The sequence below is a fragment of the Chryseobacterium sp. SIMBA_028 genome, from assembly GCF_046535285.1.
GTDB lineage: Bacteria > Bacteroidota > Bacteroidia > Flavobacteriales > Weeksellaceae > Chryseobacterium.
Window position 1 is genome coordinate 1 of the sequence record NZ_JAWRWZ010000025.1, and the last position, 24,126, is coordinate 24,126.

Annotated in this window: 26 protein-coding genes; 2 read left to right on the forward strand and 24 right to left on the reverse strand. The window is 31.6% G+C overall.

What is annotated here, in order from left to right:
- The 15 genes from SCA31_RS22010 to SCA31_RS22080 all read right to left on the reverse strand — a co-directional run.
- Positions 1 to 116, reverse strand: a 116-nt coding sequence (locus SCA31_RS22010; protein WP_410699218.1) for a class I lanthipeptide, incomplete at its 3' end; no start/stop codon positions are given.
- Positions 117 to 164: 48 nt separating this feature from the next.
- The gene (locus SCA31_RS22015; protein ID WP_410699194.1) at positions 165 to 341 is read right to left on the reverse strand and encodes a class I lanthipeptide; all 177 of its coding nucleotides are present in this window, start codon (positions 339 to 341) and stop codon (positions 165 to 167) included.
- A 45-nt stretch (positions 342 to 386) separates the two neighbouring features.
- A complete protein-coding gene (locus SCA31_RS22020; protein ID WP_410699195.1) occupies positions 387 to 563 on the reverse strand; it encodes a class I lanthipeptide in 177 nt (58 codons plus the stop codon).
- A gap of 21 nt (positions 564 to 584) precedes the next feature.
- Complete coding sequence (locus SCA31_RS22025; protein ID WP_410699196.1) at positions 585 to 761, reverse strand: class I lanthipeptide; 177 nt, start codon at positions 759 to 761, stop codon at positions 585 to 587.
- Positions 762 to 788: 27 nt separating this feature from the next.
- On the reverse strand, positions 789 to 977 hold the full coding sequence (locus SCA31_RS22030; protein ID WP_410699197.1) for a class I lanthipeptide: 189 nt from the start codon (positions 975 to 977) through the stop codon (positions 789 to 791).
- Positions 978 to 993: 16 nt separating this feature from the next.
- Entirely contained in the window at positions 994 to 1,182 is a 189-nt protein-coding gene (locus SCA31_RS22035) for a class I lanthipeptide (RefSeq protein WP_410699198.1), read from the reverse strand.
- Between the two features lie 29 nt (positions 1,183 to 1,211).
- Complete coding sequence (locus SCA31_RS22040) at positions 1,212 to 1,379, reverse strand: class I lanthipeptide (RefSeq protein WP_410699199.1); 168 nt, start codon at positions 1,377 to 1,379, stop codon at positions 1,212 to 1,214.
- A 12-nt stretch (positions 1,380 to 1,391) separates the two neighbouring features.
- Positions 1,392 to 1,529: a hypothetical protein gene (locus tag SCA31_RS22045; protein ID WP_410699200.1), complete on the reverse strand. Its 138-nt coding sequence runs from the start codon at positions 1,527 to 1,529 to the stop codon at positions 1,392 to 1,394.
- Positions 1,530 to 1,550: 21 nt separating this feature from the next.
- Positions 1,551 to 3,920, reverse strand: a complete 2,370-nt coding sequence (locus tag SCA31_RS22050; RefSeq protein WP_410699201.1) for a TonB-dependent receptor domain-containing protein — start codon at positions 3,918 to 3,920, stop codon at positions 1,551 to 1,553.
- A 755-nt stretch (positions 3,921 to 4,675) separates the two neighbouring features.
- A complete protein-coding gene (locus SCA31_RS22055) occupies positions 4,676 to 5,695 on the reverse strand; it encodes a replication initiation protein (protein ID WP_410699202.1) in 1,020 nt (339 codons plus the stop codon).
- Positions 5,688 to 6,926 (reverse strand): toprim domain-containing protein, encoded by a 1,239-nt coding sequence (locus SCA31_RS22060; RefSeq protein ID WP_410699203.1) that lies wholly within the window; start codon positions 6,924 to 6,926, stop codon positions 5,688 to 5,690. Before SCA31_RS22060 ends, SCA31_RS22055 begins: the two co-directional genes overlap by 8 nt.
- Positions 6,926 to 7,693, reverse strand: coding sequence for a hypothetical protein (locus SCA31_RS22065; RefSeq protein WP_410699204.1), 768 nt, complete (start codon positions 7,691 to 7,693; stop codon positions 6,926 to 6,928). The genes SCA31_RS22060 and SCA31_RS22065 overlap by 1 nt, the downstream gene beginning before the upstream one ends.
- Positions 7,683 to 8,456, reverse strand: a complete 774-nt coding sequence (locus tag SCA31_RS22070) for a ParA family protein (protein WP_410699205.1) — start codon at positions 8,454 to 8,456, stop codon at positions 7,683 to 7,685. The genes SCA31_RS22065 and SCA31_RS22070 overlap by 11 nt, the downstream gene beginning before the upstream one ends.
- Before the next feature lie 300 nt (positions 8,457 to 8,756).
- Entirely contained in the window at positions 8,757 to 9,113 is a 357-nt protein-coding gene (locus SCA31_RS22075; RefSeq protein ID WP_410699206.1) for a helix-turn-helix domain-containing protein, read from the reverse strand.
- On the reverse strand, positions 9,097 to 9,408 hold the full coding sequence (locus SCA31_RS22080) for a type II toxin-antitoxin system HigB family toxin (protein ID WP_410699207.1): 312 nt from the start codon (positions 9,406 to 9,408) through the stop codon (positions 9,097 to 9,099). Before SCA31_RS22080 ends, SCA31_RS22075 begins: the two co-directional genes overlap by 17 nt.
- A 513-nt stretch (positions 9,409 to 9,921) precedes the next feature.
- Between SCA31_RS22080 and SCA31_RS22085 the strand changes: the two genes are divergently transcribed.
- Both SCA31_RS22085 and SCA31_RS22090 read left to right on the forward strand, forming a co-directional pair.
- Positions 9,922 to 10,053 (forward strand): hypothetical protein, encoded by a 132-nt coding sequence (locus SCA31_RS22085; protein ID WP_262488048.1) that lies wholly within the window; start codon positions 9,922 to 9,924, stop codon positions 10,051 to 10,053.
- Positions 10,054 to 10,161: 108 nt separating this feature from the next.
- Positions 10,162 to 10,437 carry a hypothetical protein gene (locus SCA31_RS22090; RefSeq protein ID WP_410699208.1) on the forward strand — a complete coding sequence of 92 codons (276 nt, stop codon included), beginning with the start codon at positions 10,162 to 10,164 and terminating at the stop codon, positions 10,435 to 10,437.
- Here the strand turns inward: SCA31_RS22090 and SCA31_RS22095 are convergent.
- The 9 genes from SCA31_RS22095 to SCA31_RS22135 form a co-directional block, all read right to left on the reverse strand.
- Entirely contained in the window at positions 10,426 to 11,145 is a 720-nt protein-coding gene (locus SCA31_RS22095; protein WP_410699209.1) for a LytR/AlgR family response regulator transcription factor, read from the reverse strand. The two genes, SCA31_RS22090 and SCA31_RS22095, sit on opposite strands and share 12 nt — an antisense overlap.
- Positions 11,145 to 12,158: a sensor histidine kinase gene (locus tag SCA31_RS22100; protein WP_410699210.1), complete on the reverse strand. Its 1,014-nt coding sequence runs from the start codon at positions 12,156 to 12,158 to the stop codon at positions 11,145 to 11,147. The genes SCA31_RS22095 and SCA31_RS22100 overlap by 1 nt, the downstream gene beginning before the upstream one ends.
- 157 nt (positions 12,159 to 12,315) lie before the next feature.
- Positions 12,316 to 15,297, reverse strand: coding sequence for a lantibiotic dehydratase (locus tag SCA31_RS22105; RefSeq protein ID WP_410699211.1), 2,982 nt, complete (start codon positions 15,295 to 15,297; stop codon positions 12,316 to 12,318).
- Positions 15,298 to 15,378: 81 nt separating this feature from the next.
- Complete coding sequence (locus SCA31_RS22110; RefSeq protein ID WP_410699212.1) at positions 15,379 to 17,580, reverse strand: peptidase domain-containing ABC transporter; 2,202 nt, start codon at positions 17,578 to 17,580, stop codon at positions 15,379 to 15,381.
- Positions 17,558 to 20,602 (reverse strand): lantibiotic dehydratase, encoded by a 3,045-nt coding sequence (locus tag SCA31_RS22115; RefSeq protein ID WP_410699213.1) that lies wholly within the window; start codon positions 20,600 to 20,602, stop codon positions 17,558 to 17,560. The genes SCA31_RS22110 and SCA31_RS22115 overlap by 23 nt, the downstream gene beginning before the upstream one ends.
- Positions 20,569 to 21,504 carry an LLM class flavin-dependent oxidoreductase gene (locus SCA31_RS22120; RefSeq protein ID WP_410699214.1) on the reverse strand — a complete coding sequence of 312 codons (936 nt, stop codon included), beginning with the start codon at positions 21,502 to 21,504 and terminating at the stop codon, positions 20,569 to 20,571. The genes SCA31_RS22115 and SCA31_RS22120 overlap by 34 nt, the downstream gene beginning before the upstream one ends.
- 12 nt (positions 21,505 to 21,516) lie before the next feature.
- Positions 21,517 to 22,641: a lanthionine synthetase LanC family protein gene (locus SCA31_RS22125; protein WP_410699215.1), complete on the reverse strand. Its 1,125-nt coding sequence runs from the start codon at positions 22,639 to 22,641 to the stop codon at positions 21,517 to 21,519.
- Positions 22,638 to 23,774 carry a lanthionine synthetase LanC family protein gene (locus SCA31_RS22130; RefSeq protein ID WP_410699216.1) on the reverse strand — a complete coding sequence of 379 codons (1,137 nt, stop codon included), beginning with the start codon at positions 23,772 to 23,774 and terminating at the stop codon, positions 22,638 to 22,640. Before SCA31_RS22130 ends, SCA31_RS22125 begins: the two co-directional genes overlap by 4 nt.
- A 29-nt stretch (positions 23,775 to 23,803) precedes the next feature.
- Positions 23,804 to 23,980 carry a class I lanthipeptide gene (locus tag SCA31_RS22135; protein ID WP_410699217.1) on the reverse strand — a complete coding sequence of 59 codons (177 nt, stop codon included), beginning with the start codon at positions 23,978 to 23,980 and terminating at the stop codon, positions 23,804 to 23,806.
- Positions 23,981 to 24,126: the final 146 nt, after the last annotated feature.

A 24,126-nucleotide genomic window follows, 5' to 3' on the forward strand; every position in this document is an offset into this window, starting at 1 on the left:
TCCGTATTGCCTTTCTGTCCGCCTTTTACTTTGTTTAATTGATCTTCCTGTAGTTTGGTAACTGCGTCTTTGTTAAGCGTTACTTCTTTTCCTAGTTTTACTGATTTGTTGCTCATTGTTATTATTTTTATTGTTAATGAATTGGTTAATGAATTGATTGTTGACTATCCACATCCGTTGCAAGATGCTCCTACACAGCTCCAGCTTCCTCCTTCAAGCTCTAGGTCCGTATTGCCTTTCTGTCCGCCTTTTACTTTGTTTAATTGATCTTCCTGTAGTTTGGTAACTGCGTCTTTGTTAAGCGTTACTTCTTTTCCTAGTTTTACTGATTTGTTGCTCATGGTTCTAATTTTTATTGTTAATTGATTGATTATTATTTAAACTGTTTAAGGTCTACAACTTAGACATACGCAGCTAACGCTTCCTCCATCAAGATCCTGATCTATTTCGCCAGCTCCTTTCTGTCCGCCTTTTACCTTGTTTAATTGATCTTCCTGTAGTTTGGTAACTCCATCCTTGTTAAGGATTACGTCTTTTCTTAGTTTTACTGATTTATTGCTCATTGTTATTAATTGTAAAATTTATTATTCACAAGGATAGTTACAAGAAGTAGCAAAACAGCTAAGGCTCTTTTCCATATCCTGATCAATATTTTTTGCTTTTCCTCCTTTTACTTTATTCAATTGATCTTCCTGTAGTTTGACAATGGTATCTTTATTAATCATTGCAACTTTTCCTAGTTTTACTGGTTTTTTATTCATTATTATTAGTTTTTGATATTGATGATTTTAGCATCTATTACAAGTATTCCCTATACAGCTTATACTGTCTGTATCAATGGTCGGGGAAAGATCCAGGGAATTTCCGGAACCTTTCAGTCCTCCCTTTAGCTTGTTCAGTTGATCTTCCTGAAGCCTTGTAATAGCATCTTTATTAAGTGTGATATTTTTTTCTAGTTTTACTGATTTTTTGCTCATGGTAATTGCTTTTTATTTACATACATTTATTACAACTGTTCTTTATGCAGCTAAAGGTATCTTGCGGATCCAGATCATTGGTAGGGTTTATAAATTGTCCCGCATGTACTCCTCCTTTTAGTTTGTTTAAGTGGTCCTCCTGAAGCTTCGTAATGGTATCTTTATTCAGTAATACTGTTTTTCCTAGTTTGGGTTGCTTCTTCATGATTTTGATATTTTTTAAAGAGCATCACATTATAAACTATTACATGAATGCATTAAACAACTTAGAGTAACATCCGTCTCCTGTTCTTTCAAACCAGTTCCTCCTTTCAATTTATTAAGCTCAGTTTCCTGAAGCTTGGTAATCGTATCTTTATGAAGAGTTACCTTTTTTTCTAATTTTACTTGCTTATTGCTCATAATTTTAAAGGCTTACTGATTGTAATTATCTACTTCATATCTTACAGTAGGTCTTCTTCCTCCCGTGTATTTTTGTAATTGTTCATTGTCTAGCTCTTCGTGCCATTTCCTAAGCTCTGAGATTGTTTTTTTAACTTTTGATTGGTTCATGATTATTTATTTTTATTTATTTTAATTTGCTCTGTTTACTTCTTCAAGATTTGCTTTTTTGTTATTCCCTTTTACTTTATTATTTCCAAATTGGTAGGTTACACTTAAGTTGAATGATCTCGCATCATAATAGTTATCAGAATGAGTGTAATACGTTGAGTAATAAGAATTCCCTTTAAATTTCATTCCTTTAAGAATATCCTGAACGGTCATATTAACCTGAAGTTTCTTTTCGAAAAGTGATATTCTAAGACCCGAAGCTAGATTATACATGTTTTCAAACTTGAAGTTCCCTTTTGTATAAGGCAAGTAATGAGAGAAATTCACCAAAAATGACACTGTTTTTGCTTTGTTTAGATGAACTGTATTATTAATAGCATAGTATAATGAATTGGAACTCAATCCTTTCACCTGGTTTATTAACCCCTTTGACTCTATATAAGAATAGTTAGCTGTTGTATACAGGTCCCATCTTTTAAAGAATGTATTATAATACGTAGCATTTACTCCTACATTTTGTTCATCATAACTATTTAAATAATTAATCACTCTATAGCCATTATCTAAGCTAACCACCTGATCAAAATTATTCGTAGATTTTTGGTAAAAAGCCGTTATAGAAAGCTTATTATTGAACACATACCCTAATTCAATATTGTTGCTGAAAGAAGGAACCAAATAAGGATTTCCTGTAGCATACGAATACGGATCCAAATATATTGTGGTAGGATTCAATGCTCTTGCAGAGGGTCTGCTTATTCTTTTAGAATAGCTTAGCGTAAAGATATTTTTTGTGCTCGGTTTATATGTCAGATATAAACTTGGAAACCATTTTCCATAATTACTATGTACATTTTCTCCATTTCTGGAAATCCCGTCAAGAGAGGTAAATTCATATCTTATTCCTGCTTTCCCTTCCCATTTTTCATTAAATGCTTTGGATAGCGTTATATAAGAAGCCCAATTGTCCTCTTTATATGAAAAGTCATTACTTCTAATATTATCATAAATACTCGCTCCGTTTTCATAATTGAAAAACCCAAGCTCCGTATCAGTATTAAATCTTGTATATTTTCCACCGATTTCTCCTACGAATTTTTTGAATGGAAGATAAAAATCAACCTGGCCGGAATATATCTGATATTTATATCTTGAGTTGATATCATAATCAATATTTGAACTGTTATCCACTTCTGATCTAAGTAAAAACGGATTTTTATTTCTACTATCAAATAAATTTCCGCCTACATATAATTTTTTACCCAGGCTATCTAGCTTTTTTTCAAAATAGACATTCAGCTGATGGTTGTCTACTTTACTTTCATTAAAAGTCTTAGTAGAAATCAAAGAATCTATTACATTTCCTCTTGAGTATTTTGAAAATATATCAGAGTCACTATTAATTTTTGTATTCGAATAATTATAAATAGCCCCAACAGAAGTTTTACTATTAATAGAATAATCAATGTTATAATTAATGTTATACCCTCTATTTTTATCTAATCTTCTTACATTATTTTCTACCTGTGAAGCATCAAAAATTGTAAGGTTTTCAGTCGCTATTTTTTCAGCATCAAATTGAGAAACCCTTAATGATGTATTAATTTTATTAGATTGATAATTAAGAGCCCCGTTATTAGAGAAGCCATCTTTAGATTTTCTCGTATAACTTGTAGAAATATTTCCACTAAACCCTTTTTTAGGATTTTGCTTTAATACAATATTGATGATTCCACTATTTCCTGCAGCTTCATATTTTGCCGGAGGGGTTGTAATCACTTCTATTCTCTCAATATTCTCAGATCTTATTGTTTTTAAGTAAGAAACAAGGTCTTTTCCTGATAGATTTACCGGACGGTCATTAATCATAATAGATACTCCACTCTTTCCTACAATTCCAATGTTTCCTTCATCATCAGCCTTTACAAGAGGCGTTGCTGCTAGAACATCCAATCCATCCACTCCTTTTGAAGCAATTGAATTTTCTGTATTAAAAACAAATCTGTCTATTTTTCTTTCAAATATTTTTTTCTTTGTTCCTACTAATACAACTTCTTTAATACCTGCGATTTTTTCTTTAGATATTGAAATCGTCAGGTTATTCTGAGAAGGGTCAAACATATAATTTTGAGTGATATCTGAATATCCTGATGCAGATGTAGATACATAATAGTTTCCTCCTTTTGGAACACTTACACTGAATAATCCATTTTCATCCGTAATCTTTTCAGAAATAATGTCTGTTTTATTTTCAGAAGCAAAAATTTTCACAGAAGCAAAAGGAACAGATTGTCCTTGTATATCCTTTACCTTTCCGTTGATAATATTTTGAGCACTTACTGTAGAAATACTTAAAAAAAGTGCCGCTCCTATTAAATTAGACTTTCTCATAATTCTGCTTATTTTTCTGACTCAAAAGTATAGAGTCTCAAAAAGGAAAAGAATTATTTTCGACGAGATGACAATTTTATCGGATAGAAATGGAAAATATAACGGTAAAGCAGATTTTAGGATATAAATTTTTCATCTATTTCTTATTAATATAGGATATATAATATTAATAAAGAGTAAATAGGTAAATTGTAAATATCTTAAAATCAAATATTTAAAAGTTAAATATTTGATTTTATCAACCTAGTTATATATATTATATACCCCGAGCTTATTAGAGAATAAAAATTCATTTTCCAACAAATCCTTAAGCAAATCTCAATCGTTAGATCATAATTTTCATAAGAACAAATAATATATACTAAATATATTTGACATACAAAATATATTATTTTATATATTACAAATACGGAGACAATATCCAAAATTTAATCTCAGTTTTATATATTTATGGAATTTTTAATTCACTGAAAACGAAGAAGATAGGATTTTACTTTTCCCCTGATTTTATCCACATTTATTTTATTTATTATAGAAATTAAAATATTAGTATATATTAATATAATTAAGCAAAAAATAAATTTAAGAAAAAAAGCCCTATTAATGGTAGATTGGAAGAATTGTGGACTTAATTTCACGGAGACATTATCCAATTTTACGGAGACAATATCCAAATTTACGGAGACATTATCCAGTTTTACGGAAACATTATCCAAATAAGCGGAAACATTATCCTGAATTACGGAAACATTATCCTAAATTTTTTCGAGTAAAGAAAAAACGGCCTTTATATAGTCTTCTCCTTTAATATTAATCTCAATTTTCCTTTTTAAATGCTTTGATAATTCGGTGTATCCTTTTACTTCATATAGCTTTTTCATTACTCTTACATGCTGCTCATCCAACCCCCTTTGCTTCTTTAAATACTTTAATGCTCTTTCTATTTGAAGTTCATTTAAAGTCGGGAACTTGCTATCATGCCCTACAGCGTTTTGAGTATTGTAAATCACAAAGCTGTAATTACCATCTTTATAGGAATAATTGAAGCTAATATCATTGAAGTTATCAAGATCTGCCTTTACTCTAATTAAGAAATCTCTTTCAAAGCGATAATGTCCCTCATATTTATTTGCAGGGATAAATAACTCTTTTAATAGCTGTGTATACTCTTTTACAACCCCACCCAGTTTATTAAACTTTACGAGCCACATCAAAAAACGTAATGTGTTATTGGTAGAGGCATTAAATGACAAATCTTTCTTGATAGAATAATACTGCGACATATTCAGCAAGTGCTGCATAACGGCTTTATCCATCTTAAAATAGATGTTCTTCTTATTCCAGCTAGGTTCCAGAATAAAAGGAACAGCCTTATATCCGTTAATCGTTTCATCTTTAAGCCTTATCCAATTAATATTGGTCATATTGATCAATGCCTCCTGGATCACTGAATTCTTCATTTTTCTATTAGGATTCAGGTCATTTATAGAAACTGAAAAATCAATGACTCCCTGATGCGCCCATCCCTCAAAATAATCATCAAATGAGAGCTGTTTGTTTTTCAGATCTTCTTCAATTGGAGACTTTGTATTGATAAATATAGACTGTTCATCCTTGATGGCAGACAAAATCATGGTGATGATTCTCTGTTCTATAATAGAAGTTTCCTGGGAAATCAGAATTTCCCTGAAATCGTTCGATATTAATACTTTTTTTCTAGGCTTAGATGTTAAAGTTTCTCTTTTTACCGGAGGCTGTATTTCTTTTTTAGCCATGAGCAGTGTTTTTTATTTGTATCAGATCTTCGTTAAAATCCTTATTAATAGGTTGATGAATGGTTATAAATTCTTCAAGGCTCCAGACCTGGATGAGCAAACCTACAAAAAATTGAATAGAATCTAATGTATTAGAAATCATAAAGAAATATTGTGTCTTATTTTGGGATAATGTCTCCGTAAAATAGGTCTGAGGGTATTCCGTATGATCTTCAAGCTCAAACTTGGTTTCTGTTTTTTTAAAGAATTGTGACAGTATTTTGATGGCCCTATCAAAAGCCCCTGACATCTCAATACATATGTTATTTTTAGACTTCCGGATACTGGTGACAGATTCTATAAAACTCCCTATTATATTAAGGTTAAAGTAGTTTCCTGCCAAATCTTTATCATTTCCAAGAACAATATTTGTAAACATATTCTTTTTAAAATATTCAATAATTAATTGAGCTTTTCGAAAACTTAGTTCTCCATTGGTAACACAATACTGTACAGATTTACATTGATTAAGCTCCTGAAAACTCATGGCATCAAAGAGGCTTTCAAAAATGGATAATGTCTCCGTGTTATTTAATGTATTGGAAAATGTAAATCCCACCCCATTTCTTGAGTTTTTATCAAACCATTTTTTATTAAAAAGCTCATTATCTGCGGTTTGAATCCTATTTAAGCCTACTATTTTTCCATCTATATCTTTAATATAAAACGCCAAGCTTTCCATGGATTGGGAATGATAGGTAAAGAGTACTCCATTAAAAATGTCTGATTCTATGGTATCTAGAGACAGTTTTCTAAATTCAGTAAGATATTGATGATGCTGATCTATTTTTTGGATAATGTCTCCGTAAACTTTATAATCATCTCTTTCTGAGGCTTCCTTTCTTGGCTGAGGGCGACTTATTTCTTTAGTACCTGGAGTCACATAATGACCCGTTCCTAAGTAGGTTGTAAGCTCTGCATTTACATCAGAAGCACTTGCATTAATGTTATGAAGTATTCTTTTTTTAATCAATTGAATAATATCTCCACTGTCTTGAAAAACAATTGAATAGTACATTTTAATCCCTGATTTTTCATGATAAAAAAAGCGTATGATATCTCCGTTGTCTTCATTCAAAACATAGGCTCTTTTATACTTATCAAAACTGTATAAACTGCCCATTTTGAACAAAAAATATTGTTCAATATCAACTTCTTTCTTTATTCTATCCCAATCAATTAAATAATCCATTAAGAATCGGTTTTAGATCGTCTTCCTCTTTGTTTTTCATCCTCACGAATGTAATCCGGACGTGGCTGGATATTTTTACCGTATTTCTTTCTTAGTTTTAGGATACTTTCCTCTAAAAGATCCCAGTCTTTAAAATACAGGTCTCCTGCAATCACTTTATTATAAGTAACATCTTTTATAAAATCATAGTATTGCCCGGGAATATAAATGGTAGTCGTAGCCTCATATACTTCATCAGAGTTTCTTTTTCGGCCTCCTTTTTTTGCTTTTTCTTGTTCGCGGATAAAGTCCGGCCTGGCATTAATGGACTTGTAAGCGGGCATTATAAGCTCTAAAGCTTCAATTACAGCCTCAGACTGGCTATAAAAAATTTGACGCTCTGCAGTGGCCTTATAAAACACAAGGTCTTTTAGAAACTCTAAAGATCCGGCCTTCATAAACACTGTAAATGTCCTTTTTCCCTGGTCTTTTTTAATACTTTTAGAATAACCGCCGGATGAATCGGTATTATTACTCATCAAAGCTGCTCTAGCCTCTACAATTTCCTTTTTTACGGGACGTTTTTTAACAATGTCTTCAGAATTGGATTTTTGAGCAACAGGACTCTCAACTTCTTGTTTTTCTTTTCTTTCTTCTAGAACCGGCTCTACCTGTTTTTTTTCAATTTCTAACTCGGAGACATTATCCAGTTTTTCATCTTCGGCTAACTTTTTTTCTCCTTCTTTCTCTTTTAAAGTTTTAAAGTTCTTAAATAAATTAGCTTTCATATTTTTTGATTTTAGATTTCATTTCTTTTACCAGATCTTTATAGTCTTCTGCAGCTCTGCTGTTACCATTTACCTGGAAAATATTTTTACCTTCCTGCTTGGCCTTTTCAATATTCATGTCCTGTCTAATGAATGTATTAAAAAAGTAATCGCTTGCGTCTTTCTCTTGTTTAATCATTTCACTATACTTTCTAAAATTCACTGTGTTGGTAAGCACTTTATTGAAGAAAAAACCTAGAAACTCAAGCTGGGGATTGTGTTTTTCTTTAATGCTTAAAAAAGAGGGCAAAAGATTATCAATTCCTGCAAATGAATATTGTTCCGCTTCAATAGGAGACATTACGTAATCCGAAGCACATAATGCCATTTCACCTAATGTTAACTTCTTCATTAGGGGCCTGGGTGGACAGTCAATCAAAACATAATCAAACGGCATCTGATCCAAGAGGTTTTGAAGGTTGTTTTTAAGTGTATCTCTTGTATAGCTTTCCTCTTCTTCCAAAAGCGCATCTCCCGCCAAAATATAGACATTGGAACTCCCATGATGCTTAAGCCTGAACTCTCCGGAATTATCCAAAAAATGTCTAACGGTATAAGGATAGTCATCTTCAATACCATATCCCATTGATAAGTTTTTTTGACTATCAAAATCTATTAACAAAACATTGACTCCTTTTTTTTGAGATAATGCAGCACCAACATGTATGGCTGTAGTAGTCTTCCCTACTCCTCCTTTTTGTGTAATAATAGAAATAACTGGCATATTTAGGTAGTTTAACAAGTAAATATATTAAATAAATACATCTTAAACAATATATTATTTTATATATTTAAACTATTGTAAAAAAGAAACGTAATTTTGAAAAAACAGCTCTCAGATTACGGATATTTATCTACTGTAACTTCATCAAAAATTTCCAGAAATTCTTTGTTCTTCAATTTTATATACTAAATAAATAAAATATATACAATATATTATTATAAATATTAAGTATATTTTGTTTATTATATTATAACGATTTAAAAACCATTGATATCAATGGTTTTTAAATCGTTATATCTATTAGTATTCCTGAACTAAAACATCCGCGGAAATATGAAGTTCATGACTGAGCTTTCTAATTTGTGAAAGATTTAGTTTTCTTTTTCCGCTTAATATTTCAGACTTTCTGGATCTTCCTAATATTTTAGCCAGATAAGTTTCACCTACTCCCATTTGGTCTAAACGAAATTTGATAGCTTCAATTGGATTCGGTTTTTCAATTGGGTAATGTTCTTCTTCGTAGTTTTTTATCAGAATTGAAAGAACTTCTAACTCATCTGATTCTTTAGAGTCTTCCTTAAGATCTTTTTGCATCAATGCATAAATTCTCTCAAGATATCCTTCGTACTGTTCTTCGGTTTTAATTGGTCTTAACATATTCGGTTTTTTCGGCGTCTATTTTATCATATTCCTTATGAGTTCCAAACCAGACAATAAAAACAATTTTCAGTCTGTACTCAATATCTACAATCAAGCGATAAGTATTACCATGGATATTAAAAACCACTCTCTTATCGCTAAGTATGGAAGCATTCCCATACTGGGCTTTTAATTCATTAGGATTATTCCATTCTGCTTTAAGACATTCATCATACCATGCTAAAAGAGGCTGTGCAGACTTGGGGAAATCCTCTATGAATGACTTTAAAGTTTTAACGGCTATGATTCTCATACACAAATATACATAAATGTTACCAAATTGGTAACATTTATTTTTTTATTTTGCCTTTCTTTTTTCCGATAAAAGTAAATGAAGATTGTGTCATAAATTGTCGTATTTAACATAAAATAGATTATATTATCCCTCATTAAAACTTAACAATGCAGAAAATCAACAAATTACACATATTATGAATTTCATAATTAGTTAATTCTTACTTTTTTATTTAATATTTTATTCTTTCAACAAAAAAACAAGGTCAATTAGACGCCGTGCTTTTTATCATTTTACTAAATTATCAAAGCATTTCTAATCAGAGTAAGAAAACAAATTTTCTCTATCTTCATCTTACCATTGATCATAAATATCAATACACTTATTGGGGACAATACTGAGATCGTAAAACCCAGAATTTTTATTATCGATACAAATCAGAGTTCTATCGGATAAAAGTCCATTTTCATCGAAGCATTTTGTTTTCTGTTCGTAGATGTAGCAAATTTGGTTTATCAAAAAAAAACAACCATGAAAAATCAAATCGCTTCTCTAGAATCAAAATTAGTAATCAGAAAAAAAGTTATTAAGAACTATGCAACAACTAAAGGAAGTACAGCACAGTCTACCATAACAGTTTCTGTGAGTTCTACATTCTTCTAAAAATATATACCTTTTAAAATCATGTGGGTAAGCTGCAAAATAACATCTAACAATTTTCTCCTTTACAATAAATTTAAGGAATTTATAAACCAAACTCCTTTTTTTATTTTGGAAGAAGAAAGTTCAGATTCTGAAGAGAATCAAGTGATTTTTTGGGATATTGATTCCATAAACATAGATACAGACCACTTTAGAGAGCGGGTGGACAATGGATGTTTGATCATTATCATATCCTCTTTATTGTCAAAAGATATGATCTCAAATCTATTTGAGCACGATCATTTATTAAAAATAGGAACATTGAGCAAAAACGTTTTATATCCTCAGTTTGTAGAGGAAATAAGCAGAGTAATAGATGACAAAAACAGGGTATTAAATCCCTAATAGACTAAATAGCTCATCCTTTTTGGTGGTTGCAATAGTAATAGCTTTCCCGTTATTCAGTTCAATAACGTTTCCTGAAACAGATTTTATTGATGTCATTTTTACAATAAATGAACGTTGAACTCTGAAAAATTTGGGTGGAACCAAGATATCTTCCATAGACTTCAGGGTAGCTAAAGTGGTAAAAGATTCTGTGTCTGTAACAATTTTGAGATAATCTCCCAGAGCTTCCACATATAAGATATCATCAAGGATTACCTTTACCAGTTTTCCGTTTACCTTAATAAAAATACGATCTACCGGATTGGGTGTTTCAGGAGAAGGGGTTTCCGCCTTGGAAGCCGTCTGCATTCTTTCTTTAGCACGGTTTACAGCCTTAAGAAAACGATCATATGCCACTGGCTTTACCAGATAATCAACAACCCCATTTTCAAAGCCTTCTAAAGCGAAATCCCTGTGAGCCGTGATAAAAATGATGGATGGCGGTTTTGTAAGTGAACGAATAAGATCAATTCCGCTGATTTTGGGCATCTGAATATCACTGAAAATAATATCCACTTCATTTGACTGAAGATAGGTTAATGCGTCAATTGGATCATCATAGGAGGCCTGTAGTTCCAAAAAAGGAATTGTTTTCACAAAATCTACTATCAGTTCCTTACCAATAGGCTCATCATCAATTACGATACATCGAAGTTTTTCACTCATCATGCTAAATTTATTGAAAGCGAGACAAAGAAACTAAATTCTCTGTCTTCTATTACTATTTCATGGTTATTAGGATAAATAAGGTTTAGTCTTTTTTCTACATTTTTCACCCCTATCCCACCTAAAGATGTTTTTTTAACAGCGTTATTTTCCTTATCATTCTCAATGGCAAAGTAAAAAATATTATTCACAATATTGATACTAATTTTTAAAAAATTATTGCCTGTAGATTTTAACCCATATTTAAATGCATTTTCTATGAATGTAAAGCACAATAATGGTGCTATCTGAATGTGATCTATAGTATCCTCTACAGAAATATCTAACGTAATATCTTTATCTAAAGTATATCTCATCCTTTCCAGATAAAAATAATTTTGAATAAAATCCAGTTCTTTCTGAACCAAAACTTTCTCGGTATTCGACTCATATAGCGTATAGGCCATTAGATCCGAAATATTGATGATGGCATCCGGAGCACTTGGGTCTTTTTTCACCACCAAGCCATATAGATTATTTAGGGTATTAAATAAAAAATGGGGATTAAGCTGTGCTTTCAAAAAGTCTTTTTCTATATTAAGATTTTGAAGTTCTAAATCTGAAGTCTGCTTTTGAAGATGGATCGTTCGGCTAAAAAGTCTTGAGATATCAAATAGAATCTTAACGAAAAAAGGCGGCGAAAATGAATAGATCACCAATGTAGCATTTCCAAAAACAGCTTTATAGGATAATATCTCCCCATAGGTTTGGGTTGCATTTCTACTTATAACCCCTTTCAGGGGCCCCTCCTGAATATCAACACCCAATTTATATAAAACACTAAGCTGAAGGTGATTAATAATCATCCAAACATAAATAGAAGCAGGAATACAGAGAAAAATAAAAACGATTCCCCAAACTTTACTTTTAAATATCCTCGGAACAACCACATAAAAAAACAGATAAAAAACAGCCATATTATTAATGGTTCCCCTACCTGTCAATAGCAAACTCGACTTAAAGGGTATCTTCAATTCCAGAAAATAGTTTAAAAAAAGCAACATAGAAAAGAAAGCCCACATACAGATATGACAAATAATCCGATTACCAGGAGTATAAAATTTATCAAAATTAAATTGGGAAATTTTTTCTAAAAAAGGACTTATCTTTGGGTTTGATGTATCCATATATTTATCTTGTCTGACTTAAAATTCTACTATAATATTTTGTGGCAAAGGAATACGTCATAAGCTCCAACGCGCGCTGTTCTGAGGGAAACCATCTATTGATACTCATATGAATATAGCTCGATAGCTTTTCTTTACAAAGCTTCAGCTTTTCTATTTCCAGATTCCTTTGATTAAATTCTTGCTCAAACTCAAAAGCCATAAAAAAGGAATATAAATGATCTTTTAAAAGCCTGAATTTTGAATTTATATGAGTTTTAAACTCACTGGAAAACTCTTTTAAAAACTCATTTTCCATAGCCTTACAAAAATCCAATTTTTCCTGTAAAGATAGTCCGAATAAAGAAAGCCAACCGTCTACATTCTTCACAGCTGCAAATAATCTTACCTCCTCATTTTCCACAAAACTCTCATGATTTAATAAACTCAAAAGCAATAGGCTGTCATGATAAAAGGCGGTCTCTGTATCTTCAATATATTCAGGATCATACCTTTCTAATTCTCTCTGATAAGAATCAAACTGAAGATTCCAGATCATTTCATTTTGAAAGTAAGGGTCCAGCAAGTCATAAAGTTTCTCCAGAACTTCAGCATATAACTTTTTATCGCATAAGTTTAATCTTAATCTAAGATGATAATGAGGATCTGTATATCTAATAAAAAAAGCAGATTTTATCGTCTTTTCAGCTATAAGTTTATCCAATATGGGTGTAATTTCATTCGCCAATAGGTAGTCTGAAACATTAGAATTGCAATACATTTTCAGGTATAGCCATTCACTTCCCGGGGCAAAGCTTCTTTGTATTAAGGTTTGTTTTTCTGGTTCCGGCTTATAAGTATAAGATGATTTAAACCGTTTGTTTTCTAAAGGAAGAACTATTTGCTCACTGCATTTTTTATCTCCAACAGGCTGTACCCATTCTGATAGTTGTATACTTTGATTATTCTTTAATTCGTCAATAAGCAAAAGAAGATAGGCATCATTTGTTGTGTCCAAAAACAGCTCATTGTCTCCCTGAACCAAAACAACAAATCTGGAAACATTCCAGTTTTGGAAAAACTTTTTTAATTCCAATAATGGATTTTCTGCTTTCTTTATCAAGTTAATATCGCTTTCATATAATAGCCAGGAAGCCCTGTGCAAAACAATATTTTGATAATTTATTCTTGGGAAAAACCTTTTTTTCGTCTTTGAATAATTGATATTCAGATTGATATTACCCTGATGCTGAGATTGTATTGCACATAGAAATTTATATGCTGCACTTTCACTATTATAAAAATTATGAGCATTGGAAAGCTTAGGAATAATTCTTTTATTCAGCTTTTTTGAGCTTAAAATAATCTCAGTTCCCTTTACTGAGATCATAATGTCATTAAGTAAAATTTGCTTATCATGATCGCTGCTGTTAGCAAAAATAGGAATCTCATACTCTGAGAACCTTGGTCTTCTTGTGATATTGGCGGTACGTTTTTCAGGAATATAAATGACTTCGGCAAAAATTATTTCAGAAGAATCCTGCCTTTCTCTTTGATGAATTTCTTCACAGAAGTTTTTTATTTTTTCATCCATCAATGCAAATCTTCCCAGGATAGAATATGCTCCGGATATTCCGATATTCTGTAGAAAAAATTCATTTCCATAAGGAGATCCTATGACACATATGTTCTGTGTTTTCAAAGCTGATTCTTCTAATTTTAAATCTACATTGTCTAGATTGATGATTCCTTTTTTCTCTTTTTCAATCAGATCTAAAAGAAAATCTAAATTAAATGTTTCTTCATTTTTTTTGGAGGAAGTTTTATCTGCTAATCCTTCGATAAGGGCATTTCCTTTAAAATTGCCTATTTGAGCAGCAGTAGGAAACCCAATCCCAAATTCGGAATCTAGGACTTCCACAAGAGGAACTTCCCGGGATTCATATTTTATATTAAAATTATTTTTAAAAGTATCTAAATCATTATGAGCTGATTTATTGTTACTTAATGTCTGTAATATAGAAATTGAAGTATTGATATTTCGAAGAGTCTTTTCATCCAGCTCGAAATTACTTTCTGAAGAGTGTTTTAAATCAACATGAAAGAAATGGGTTTTATCTATTCCTATAGATTTAGCGAGCTCTTTAATTTTAGTAATTTCGGAGAGAGGAAGATAAGAAATGGGGGTTTGTTCTATAAGAGAAATACAATGTTCTACTTGATGAATAATCTGAAGATAAATTTCTGTCTCGGTGACCTCTTCAGTGTGTAGATCATTCAGTACATTTTTTATATTAGTTGTATTATCTGAGGTAAGAGTAAGCTGAAGCTCGCTCACCAGAAATTTGATATCAATGAGTTCATTCAGAAATTCAGAAATTTCCGCATCTCCAAAATCTTCAGAAAATAGTTTTTTGATTCCACTATACTTCATGAAATGAGGAATACCTGAAACTTGTTCCAGATACTCGTTTATTTCCAATGATGATAATTGATGTTTTTCTTCAGTCTCGCTTTTTACAGGTTCCTGATAGCGATATTGCCCAGGAATTTTAGCCAGTGTATTATTGGCTTTATATCTTAATTTATTTCTGATATTTTCATTGTTTTCAATATGAGATTTTATCTCTGCGAGAAAATCCATATCAATCCGGGCCTTTCGGGCAATAGGCTCCGTTTCGGGAGGATTTCCTATATGCTGTAAGGCTATTCCCGCCATTGTTCCGTACGGTGTACATCGTGTACTGGAACGGATAACATATTTTTTAAGCGTGTGAAGTAATCTTGGGACTTTATCTTCCTTGAGCCGGTTTTCCCTATACCTTATTATTAGTTCGTACAGATCTGGTGAACTCCAATAGATAGATGAAACAAAAGTATCATTATCAATGAGTTCCTTTACTACATCTTCTATATTTTTAGTTTCCTCTTTATCATTAAATAATATGTCATAAGAGAACAAAGGTTTTCTTATGACATATTTATCATAGGTCTCATACTTATTCATGCTATTTTGTGAAATTGCTCTTCCAACGGAGATTAGATTTTCAACAAAAATATCATATAAATTATAAATAAGACCAAATTCTTATGCGATCTGTAACTGATTTCTAACAAGATTAAAATAAGTAGATCTATTTTGCAATAAAAGCTCGTGGTTTCCAACTTCTTTTACTTCTCCTTTATCTAAAACGATAATCTGATCTGCATTCATTACCGTGCTCAGCCTATGGGCAATGATGATTGCGGTTTTATCTTCCAGGAAAGAGTACAGTTTTCGTTGAATGATTGATTCATTTTCTGCATCCAGAGCCGATGTTGCTTCATCAAAGAAAACATAGCTAGGGTTTTTATATACAGATCTTGCAATCAGTATTCTTTGTTTTTGTCCACCGGACATCCCGTTTCCGGCTTCACCTACAATGGTATTAACTCCTAAAGGAAGGTTATCTACATAATCATTCAGGTGAGCAATATCCAGGGCCTCTTTTAATCTTTCATAATCTACATTTTCATCAGCCATGACAATGTTTTTAAGAATCGATCCTGAGAAAATATATCCATCCTGCATCACAACTCCAATATTTTTTCTTAAATCTGTTGGAGAAACATTTTTCATATCCTGATTATTATAAAAGATCTCTCCTTGATAGGTCCCATAAAACTGCAATAATAGTTTCATGAGGGTTGTCTTTCCACTTCCGCTGGTTCCTACAATAGCTGTAGTTTTTCCATGAGGGATAAAAAGATTGATATCTTTTAGAATAGGTTTTGAAAAAGGATCCGAATATACAAATGAAACATCTGTTAATCTAATTCCTAAGTTGATATGAGGGTCGTTTTGTGGATATACCTGAAGCTTTTCCTGCTCTCCTTTTTCTTCTTCTTCATAATAGTTCACATCTTCCAGTCTTTCTAAGCTTAATTTGGCTGCCTGCAATGATTTGAAGAAAACGATTAACTGGTCAATAGGAGAGTTTAATTGTCCTATAATGAAAGAGATACTTAATAGCATTCCTAATGTCATTTCTCCTTTTATTACAAGAGATGCAGCCATAAAGGTTACTAAAATATTTTTCACCTGGTTCAAAAATGCAAATCCTGAACTTTGTATCTGATCTATTTTTAGTAATTCTGAACTTACTTCATAAATCTTATTTTGAATTTCTTTCCAATTTTCTCTTTGGTGCTCTTCATATTGATTAATTTTAATCTCAGAAATTCCTTCTACAATTTCATAGATTGCTTCCTGATTTAGGCTTTTATATTTAAATCTTCTATATTCAAAGCTTTCTCTCTTTTTCACCCAGTATACCGACCAAAGAACTGAAATTACCGTCATGGAAAGATAGAAAACCATAATTCCCATATCGTAATATCCCAGAACTCCAAAAAACACCATAAAAGTAAGTAAGGAGAAAACGGTTGTTAAACTCTGGGAAGTCAGAAATTGTTCAATTTTCACATGGTCCTGCATTCTCTGGGAGAAATCACCCTTCATTCTAATATCGAAGAAATTAATTGGTAATCTAAGCAGCTTATCCAGATAGGTAGATATAATAGAAATATTAATCTTGGTTCCCATCACCAGAGTAATTCTATTTCTAATCATTTCTATTGTAACAGATCCCAGGAATACAAATAACTGCCCCATCAATATATAGGTTACAATAGATAAGCTTTTGGAATTGATACCTTTATCAATTAATTTCTCTGTAAGAAAAGGAAACGCTAGCGTAGATATTGATCCCAGGAACAATAGGGTAAACAAAAACGCAAAATTGGAGGTGTGCGATGATACATATCGTTTAATTGACCTGTAGAAAGAGTGCGATTTAGCATCAGATTCTATACTATAAAACTCTTCGGTAGGCTCTAATAAAAGCACAACACCACTTCTTGTTTCTGCATCTGTTATCCATGCTTTTTCAAGATCGCTTTCTTTTATTTTAATCTTTCCTTTTCCCGGGTCAGCAATGTAGAATTCTTTTTCTTTGGTAAAAAAGTTATTTTTAACATCGTAAAGGATGACAAAGTGATTTTGTTCCCAGTGAAGAATGAGAGGAAACATATCCTTTGAAAGGTCATCAATGGAAACTTTTGCTCCAAATGATTCAAACCCAAGTCTGTCTGCTCCATATTTTATTCCTAGTAATGATACTCCTTCTTTCGAAAGGAAGCACAGCTCCCGGACTTTTTCAATACTAAAGTATTTTCCATAGTGATCAGCAATCATACATAATGACGCAGGACCGCAATCCATCTGATCATGTTGTGCTATAAATTTCATTTTTATTAGTTTTATTGTGGTTTTTAATCCCGATTGCCATTCTATAATATTTCTCCAGCAAACCGTATAATATCAACTCATGGTGTCTAGGTTTAGTTTTAGCTATTCTATTGATATTCATATGAATATAGCTATCTATTAATCCTGAATGATATGGTTTTTTCAAATTGCTGAAAGAGATTTTTTCCAGGCTATTTTTTCTGTAATTAAAAATATAGGAGATTGATTCCGGCACATTATCATTCATTACCACGTCCATAATGTCGGCTTTTAGATCCCGGAACTTTGTATCAATTACTTTTTTGTAGTACTTCTCTTCACCGAATTCTCTCCAAAATCTTTCAAACAAACTTTTAGCCTGGATATGTCTTTCTTCCAAAGAAACTTCGAATCTATCATATAAATGATCTACAGATTTTAATACATAAGGCCAAATAGAAGCATCTGTATTATCAAATTCTTTTAATAATTTGGAGACAAATACGCTATCATGATAAAATAAAGATTCAGAATCATCAATATTTTTGAATGCATATCGTTCTAATTCTCGTACATAATTTCCAAATTCCACCTTCCAAATCAGTTTGCTTTCGATTAATGGGCTAAGCTCTTCATTAATGGCTTGTAAAACATTTGATATTTTTGAAAGATCACTAATCTGGATTCTCAACCTTAAATGATATTCCGGATCGTTGTATCTGATGTAGAACCATTTGCTGATATATTCCTGATCTGCGATTTTAGGAAAAATTTCTTTTATCAATTTATCTGATGCATAGACACTTGTATATATTTTCGCAAAAATCCATTCATCCCCTAATGTAAAGGTTCTTTTAACATCTTTTTCTGTTTCTTTATATAATACTTTTTCCAAAGGCGGATAAAAAACAACACTTTTTTCTCTTTCAGTGTTTTCTACGGAAAATAGAACCTCGTTGAAGAAAGCATCTTCATTGATATCACCAATAAACTCTCTTAATTGTACTTTCTTATTTTTAATAATTTCATTAAGAATAAGCTGTAAGCAGAAAATATTGGTAGTATCTAATATCATTCTGTCTTCATTATGGCTCACTAATATAACATACTGAGGAATGTTTGTTTCTTCAATATATTGTTTCAGCTCAGCTATTTGTGGCTTAGGATTCTTAGAAACTTTTTCAGCAAAAATGTTCCAGGTTTCACGATACAGAACAATATCATTTCCATAAGTAATTCGTGGAGTATGTGAAACTCGATCTGGTTTCAGATCTCCAAAATCAATATCTAATCCGTTGGGTCTGTATTCATATTGAAGATCTCCCAGGAATTTCATGATAGGCAATGGATTAGTTCCATAATTGAATGCGGTACTAAAAAATGGAATAATTTGTTTTCTTTTTTGTTTTGAAAAAAGAATAAACTTATTATTCAAAAGCTTTACATAGATATCATTGAGAGGTATATTTTCTCCATTAGCACCGCTTGACAGAATATTAATTTCGTAAGGACGCTGCACATTTTTCACCATGATATTTCCTGCTCTGATGTTAGAAATATAATGAATTTCGCAAGGCAAAACTTCTTCAGGATGGATGTTTTCTCTTTCAATAATCTGGTTACAAGCATTAAGAATATTCTGATCTCCTTTGGAAAATCTTGCCAAAAGGTTCACTGCAGAAGACCCACCTGCTGTTTTTAGGATTACTTTTCCATCAGCAATACTTGTTAATAGAGAATAAGATCCTCTTTGAGTAGCCTTTTTTCCAAAAGCTGAAAGATCATGATTCTTCAAATTAATTACTGAATGCCTTTCAGAGAATAATCTTTCCCAAAATCCTGTTACCGAATCATTATTTGAAGCTATTTTTGCGTCTTTTTTAGATCCAAATTCCACATCGTCTACCAAATCTGAATATCCTTCTACTTCAGATGCTTTTTTCCCATAAAGTAAGCCGATATCATTATCAAAAAGTTCTAGAATAGAAATTTCTCTTTCTTCATATTTTTTATAAAATTCTACTTTGAAATCTTCTAAAACTTTAATTTTTCTTGTTTTCTTTGTTATTTCAGATAAAACATTTACTGTATCCACCAATTTTTCATTGATGTCTTCAGGTAGAATAAGATTAGCTGTTCTTATATAATTTGTACAAAGTGTTTTACTTTTGTCATAAGGTATTCCTAATGAATCTAATTCAGTATAAATGAGTTCATAAAGTGAAAAATCTTCATTAAATACATTTTCATTAATCTGTTCTAATATATTTTTTATCTTAATTAATGATTGATAAAGAAGAGCTTCTGTATCTCCTTTCTTTAAAAATGAAATGAAAATATCTAAGGCTTCATCTTTATTAAGAGCTACATTTATATCACTTATAATTACCTTATTATCAAATAATTGAACAATATAATTATATACACTCTCATCTCCTTCGTGATCTATGTTTTCAAAAATAAAGTCTCTAAAATCTTCATAGCGAAAGTTTTTATTTTCGAAGTTTGAAAGAACCATTTCGATCAGATCATCTCTGTCAATAGAAGATATATTATAGCTAACATTTCCTGAGGTAATGATCGTTTCGATGTATCGATACTGATTTCCTACTTCATAAATGGTATCATTTAATCTTAATACCGATTTTCTGATGATATCTTCTTTGTTTATTTTTCTCAAAAACGCATACAGAATCACCGTATCAAGATAGGTATATCTGCTTTGTTCTGCTTTTTCATTCGTATTGATTCCATGTGACGAAAAAAGGCCAAAAGGAACTGCACTACTGAACGATCTGATATAATATTTTAAGATAGAAAAAGATAGGCTTTCGTTGAGTGTATTATTTTTCACAGCCTTTTCCCACTCAGAATAAAGCTCCTGGGAGGCAATGTAAACCCCTTCTCTGAATTTTGAGTTGTTGTAAAGCTCCTGCACAAATACTATCAGATCTTCTGTAGAACTCGGAATATTCTGTATAGATTTTTGCTCAAAAATAGGCCTTCTTACTATAGTGTGATTGAATATTTTTGTTGTTTCCATAATTCTAGTTCTTCTGATAGGTTATTTAAATTCTGAATTTTTTCATCGTTATTTTTTTCAATATCATATATGACAAAATCGTCTACATAGTATTGGTCCTTATAGTCCATTAAAAGATCTCTCAGGTGAGGAATTGTAGTTTCTAGGATCTGCATATTATTATATTTTATTTTTTGTGTTGGTCCGTTTTTTATTATTTTTACTCCTAATGCTAAAACCACTTCAGGGTTGTAGTGATACCTGTCATAGAATTTTTCTTTATATGCTTTAAGCTTTTCGACTTCTGTATCTTCTCCGTACAAATCTTTCCCATGGATAAATGATCTGCAATAGTTCATTTCAGCATCCATTGCTTTATCAAAGTGGTTATAAGAAGATGACAGGTAGAACAATCTCGGAGGTCTTCCATATAAAGGAGGGGTAATAAGCTGATGATTATGATACAGGTCTACTTCATTGTGAATAAGCTCATTAATTTCATCTACTCTTTGGTTGAATAGAGTTTCATGATCTGCATCTGCAGGAATATTTAGAAAAGTTTTTTGAGTTTCAGTCAATTTATTGATTATATGCCCTTTAGAAACTCCGTAATCTATTCTGTCATCAAATAAATTATTCAATAATTTATATTGTGAGACTTTCTCATATGAGGAATAAAAATTGGTAATAGACCCAGCTGATCCTATTCTCATACGTTCTGTAGAACCTGCGATTGCCATAAGCAATAATTCCGGAGAGGTATAACAATAATCACTATTAAAATGATGCTCTGCTAACCAAAATCTATGGAAACCTAACTCTTCAGCTTTTTGTGCGTAATCTATCACAGATGTGATGTTTTGTAAAGAGTCTATATTATCTCTTTCGCCAAGTTCTAGAATACTCAATTTAATATTTCCCATGATGAATAGTATTTAAATAAGTAATAATTTATCCCAATCTCCTACATTATCGCCCAGGTATTCTTTTACACTTAGGATTGCTCCTATTTTTCCATTGATGTATGAATAGTCCTTTTCACCATTAGATTTATCCAGAAAATCGGAAGTCTTTACAATCCATTGTTCGTAGGCGTTGGAAGTAGTTTCAGGCATAATATTTTGATCATACAGCGCTTTGTAAAGCTGTGCCACCCCTGCACTTCCAAAGAAAAGTCTGTAATCTTCATTGTGTACAGTTTGTTTTAGCTCCGTACGCTTAACAGATTCTTCAATGATAATATTTGCGCTTTCTATCATATTCTCTGTTTTATAGATTTCAGGAAGAGAATATAATGTTGTAGAGAAGTTCAAATCACTATTGGACCATGTTAAAGATGGCTGCCAGTTAAGGAAAAGTTCTTCTTCCTCTCTGTATACTGTTCTAGGTAATACATATCTTGTATTTTCTATAATCGTATGATTGTTTCTGATGATATTTTCCTGATAGTTTAAAGAATCATTAATCAGGGCATTCATTCTTTCATCATTAATTTCTGAAAAGATTTTAACCAATGAAGGAAGACCGTGTGCATATCCGAAATGAGTTCCTTGTAATAATCCGGCATCATTAAAGAAAGGAGATCTTTTGTTTTGATTTTCTTTTTCTAAAATCTTATCAATAATTGCAGTTACATATTCTTTTTCACCACAAAGATTTAGATAATATAAAATTCCAATTCCTCCGTATAAATAGTCGAAATTATTGTTCTCTGTATATTGGATGGCATCTTCGAAAAATTTCTCGTTTAAGCCACTTAAGTCTATGTTATTGTGATCGGAAAGTACGTTTAATTGATCCATTTCTCTAAGTAGCCATCCCAATCCGGAAAGTCCTCCATAAATACTTTCTTTTAAAAGTAATGATGAGTTGGCTTCTAAAACGTTACTGATTACCGATCCCAGGATTTCATTTGCTTTTTCAGCATATTTTCCTGTGTTGTCTAAATGTATTAATGAATACACATAGCTTAACTTCCCTGTGAACAGTCCGTCACTTCCAATTGGTGCCAGGTCTATGGAAAGTATTTTGTTTAGTTCTTTTTCAATTTTAGTTCTCATAGTTTATAATTTAGGAAGTTTAAAAAGTCATAGTTTTTTATTTTTGCGGCAATCATTGCGATGCCTACCCCACTTACTCCGGATGAAAATGATAGAGAAGAAGACGGAATAAACCTGTTGAGTTGTGGAGAAAAGTTATTTTTTTCTTCTTCTTGTAATAGTTCTAAAATTTCTTTTTTATCAACCTCTAAATCAAATTCTTCTTCCGCTTCTATTAAACCTATTATTGAATAAATTCCGCTGGTTCCGAAGATTAAAGAGGCTTCGTCTTTAGTTATTTTGTTAGTGTCTTTCAGACATCTTTCTAATACTTTTTTTGCTTTTGCTTTCAGAGAATCGTTTTGTAAGATTTTCCCCGATTTGTATAGTATGGTTGCGATACCTATATCCCCGTATACAAGATTACTCTTTATAGGATATTTAGTATCTTCTATTTGAGAAGGGAAGAAGTTATGCTCCCCTGTTTTTTCAAGATAGATAATGCTCTTTAAGCCTTTATCTATGATGTTTTTTATATCAATTTTTGTCGTAAATTTTTCATCTTTTAAACATTCAAGAAGAAAACTGATAATTCCTGCTGAACCATGAAAAATTCCTAATTCGTGAAGATATTTGCCATCTCTTTCTACATCCGATTGCCAAACCAATCCATCTTCATGGGCAATGGCTTTCTTCATAATCTTTTCAATGATTTCATTGACATGGACATATTTTTGATTTTGCAAATAATACATCCCAAAACTTACAAGTCCTGATTGTGGACTCAAGGTTTCTATTTCTAGGATTTTTGCGTATTCACTATCAATGATCGGATCAATAATATCTAAAAAGCTTTCTACACTTTCTATATCTAGAACCTGCTCATCTACATAATAATGTATCAGTGTTGCAATCTCCAGTAATTCTTTAGAAAAATTAGGAATAGGAGAATAATTCTTAGAAGAAATTAAATTCATTGCATCATCAAGATAGCTAATTGAATCTTGTAGATATTTTTCCTCCTGTGTCAATAGATATAGATAATATTTAAATAGACTAACTCCACCTAATCCGTAAGAAACACCGCTAGAATATACTTCTACATCAGATGAATCAATAAAATTGTTGATAAAATAAATTTGATTATTCTCCATTATTCCTAATTTTTAGATAGTGGTAAGTCTTATCCGCAGAAGTTACAAGATCCTCCTATACAGCTAAAGCTTCCTTCTAGTTCATGACCGATTTCTCCAACTTTCTGACCACCTTTTACCTTGTTTAATTGATCTTCTTGTAATTTGGTAACGGCATCTTTGTTAAGCGTTACTTCTTTTCCTAGTTTTACTGATTTGTTGCTCATTGTTCTAATTTTTTATTGTTAATGAATTGGTTAATTAATTGTTGATTATCCACATCCGTTACAAGATAATCCTACACAGCTGAAGCTTCCTTCAAGGTCTTGGTCAATCCCTCCAACTTTCTTTCCGCCTTTTACCTTGTTTAATT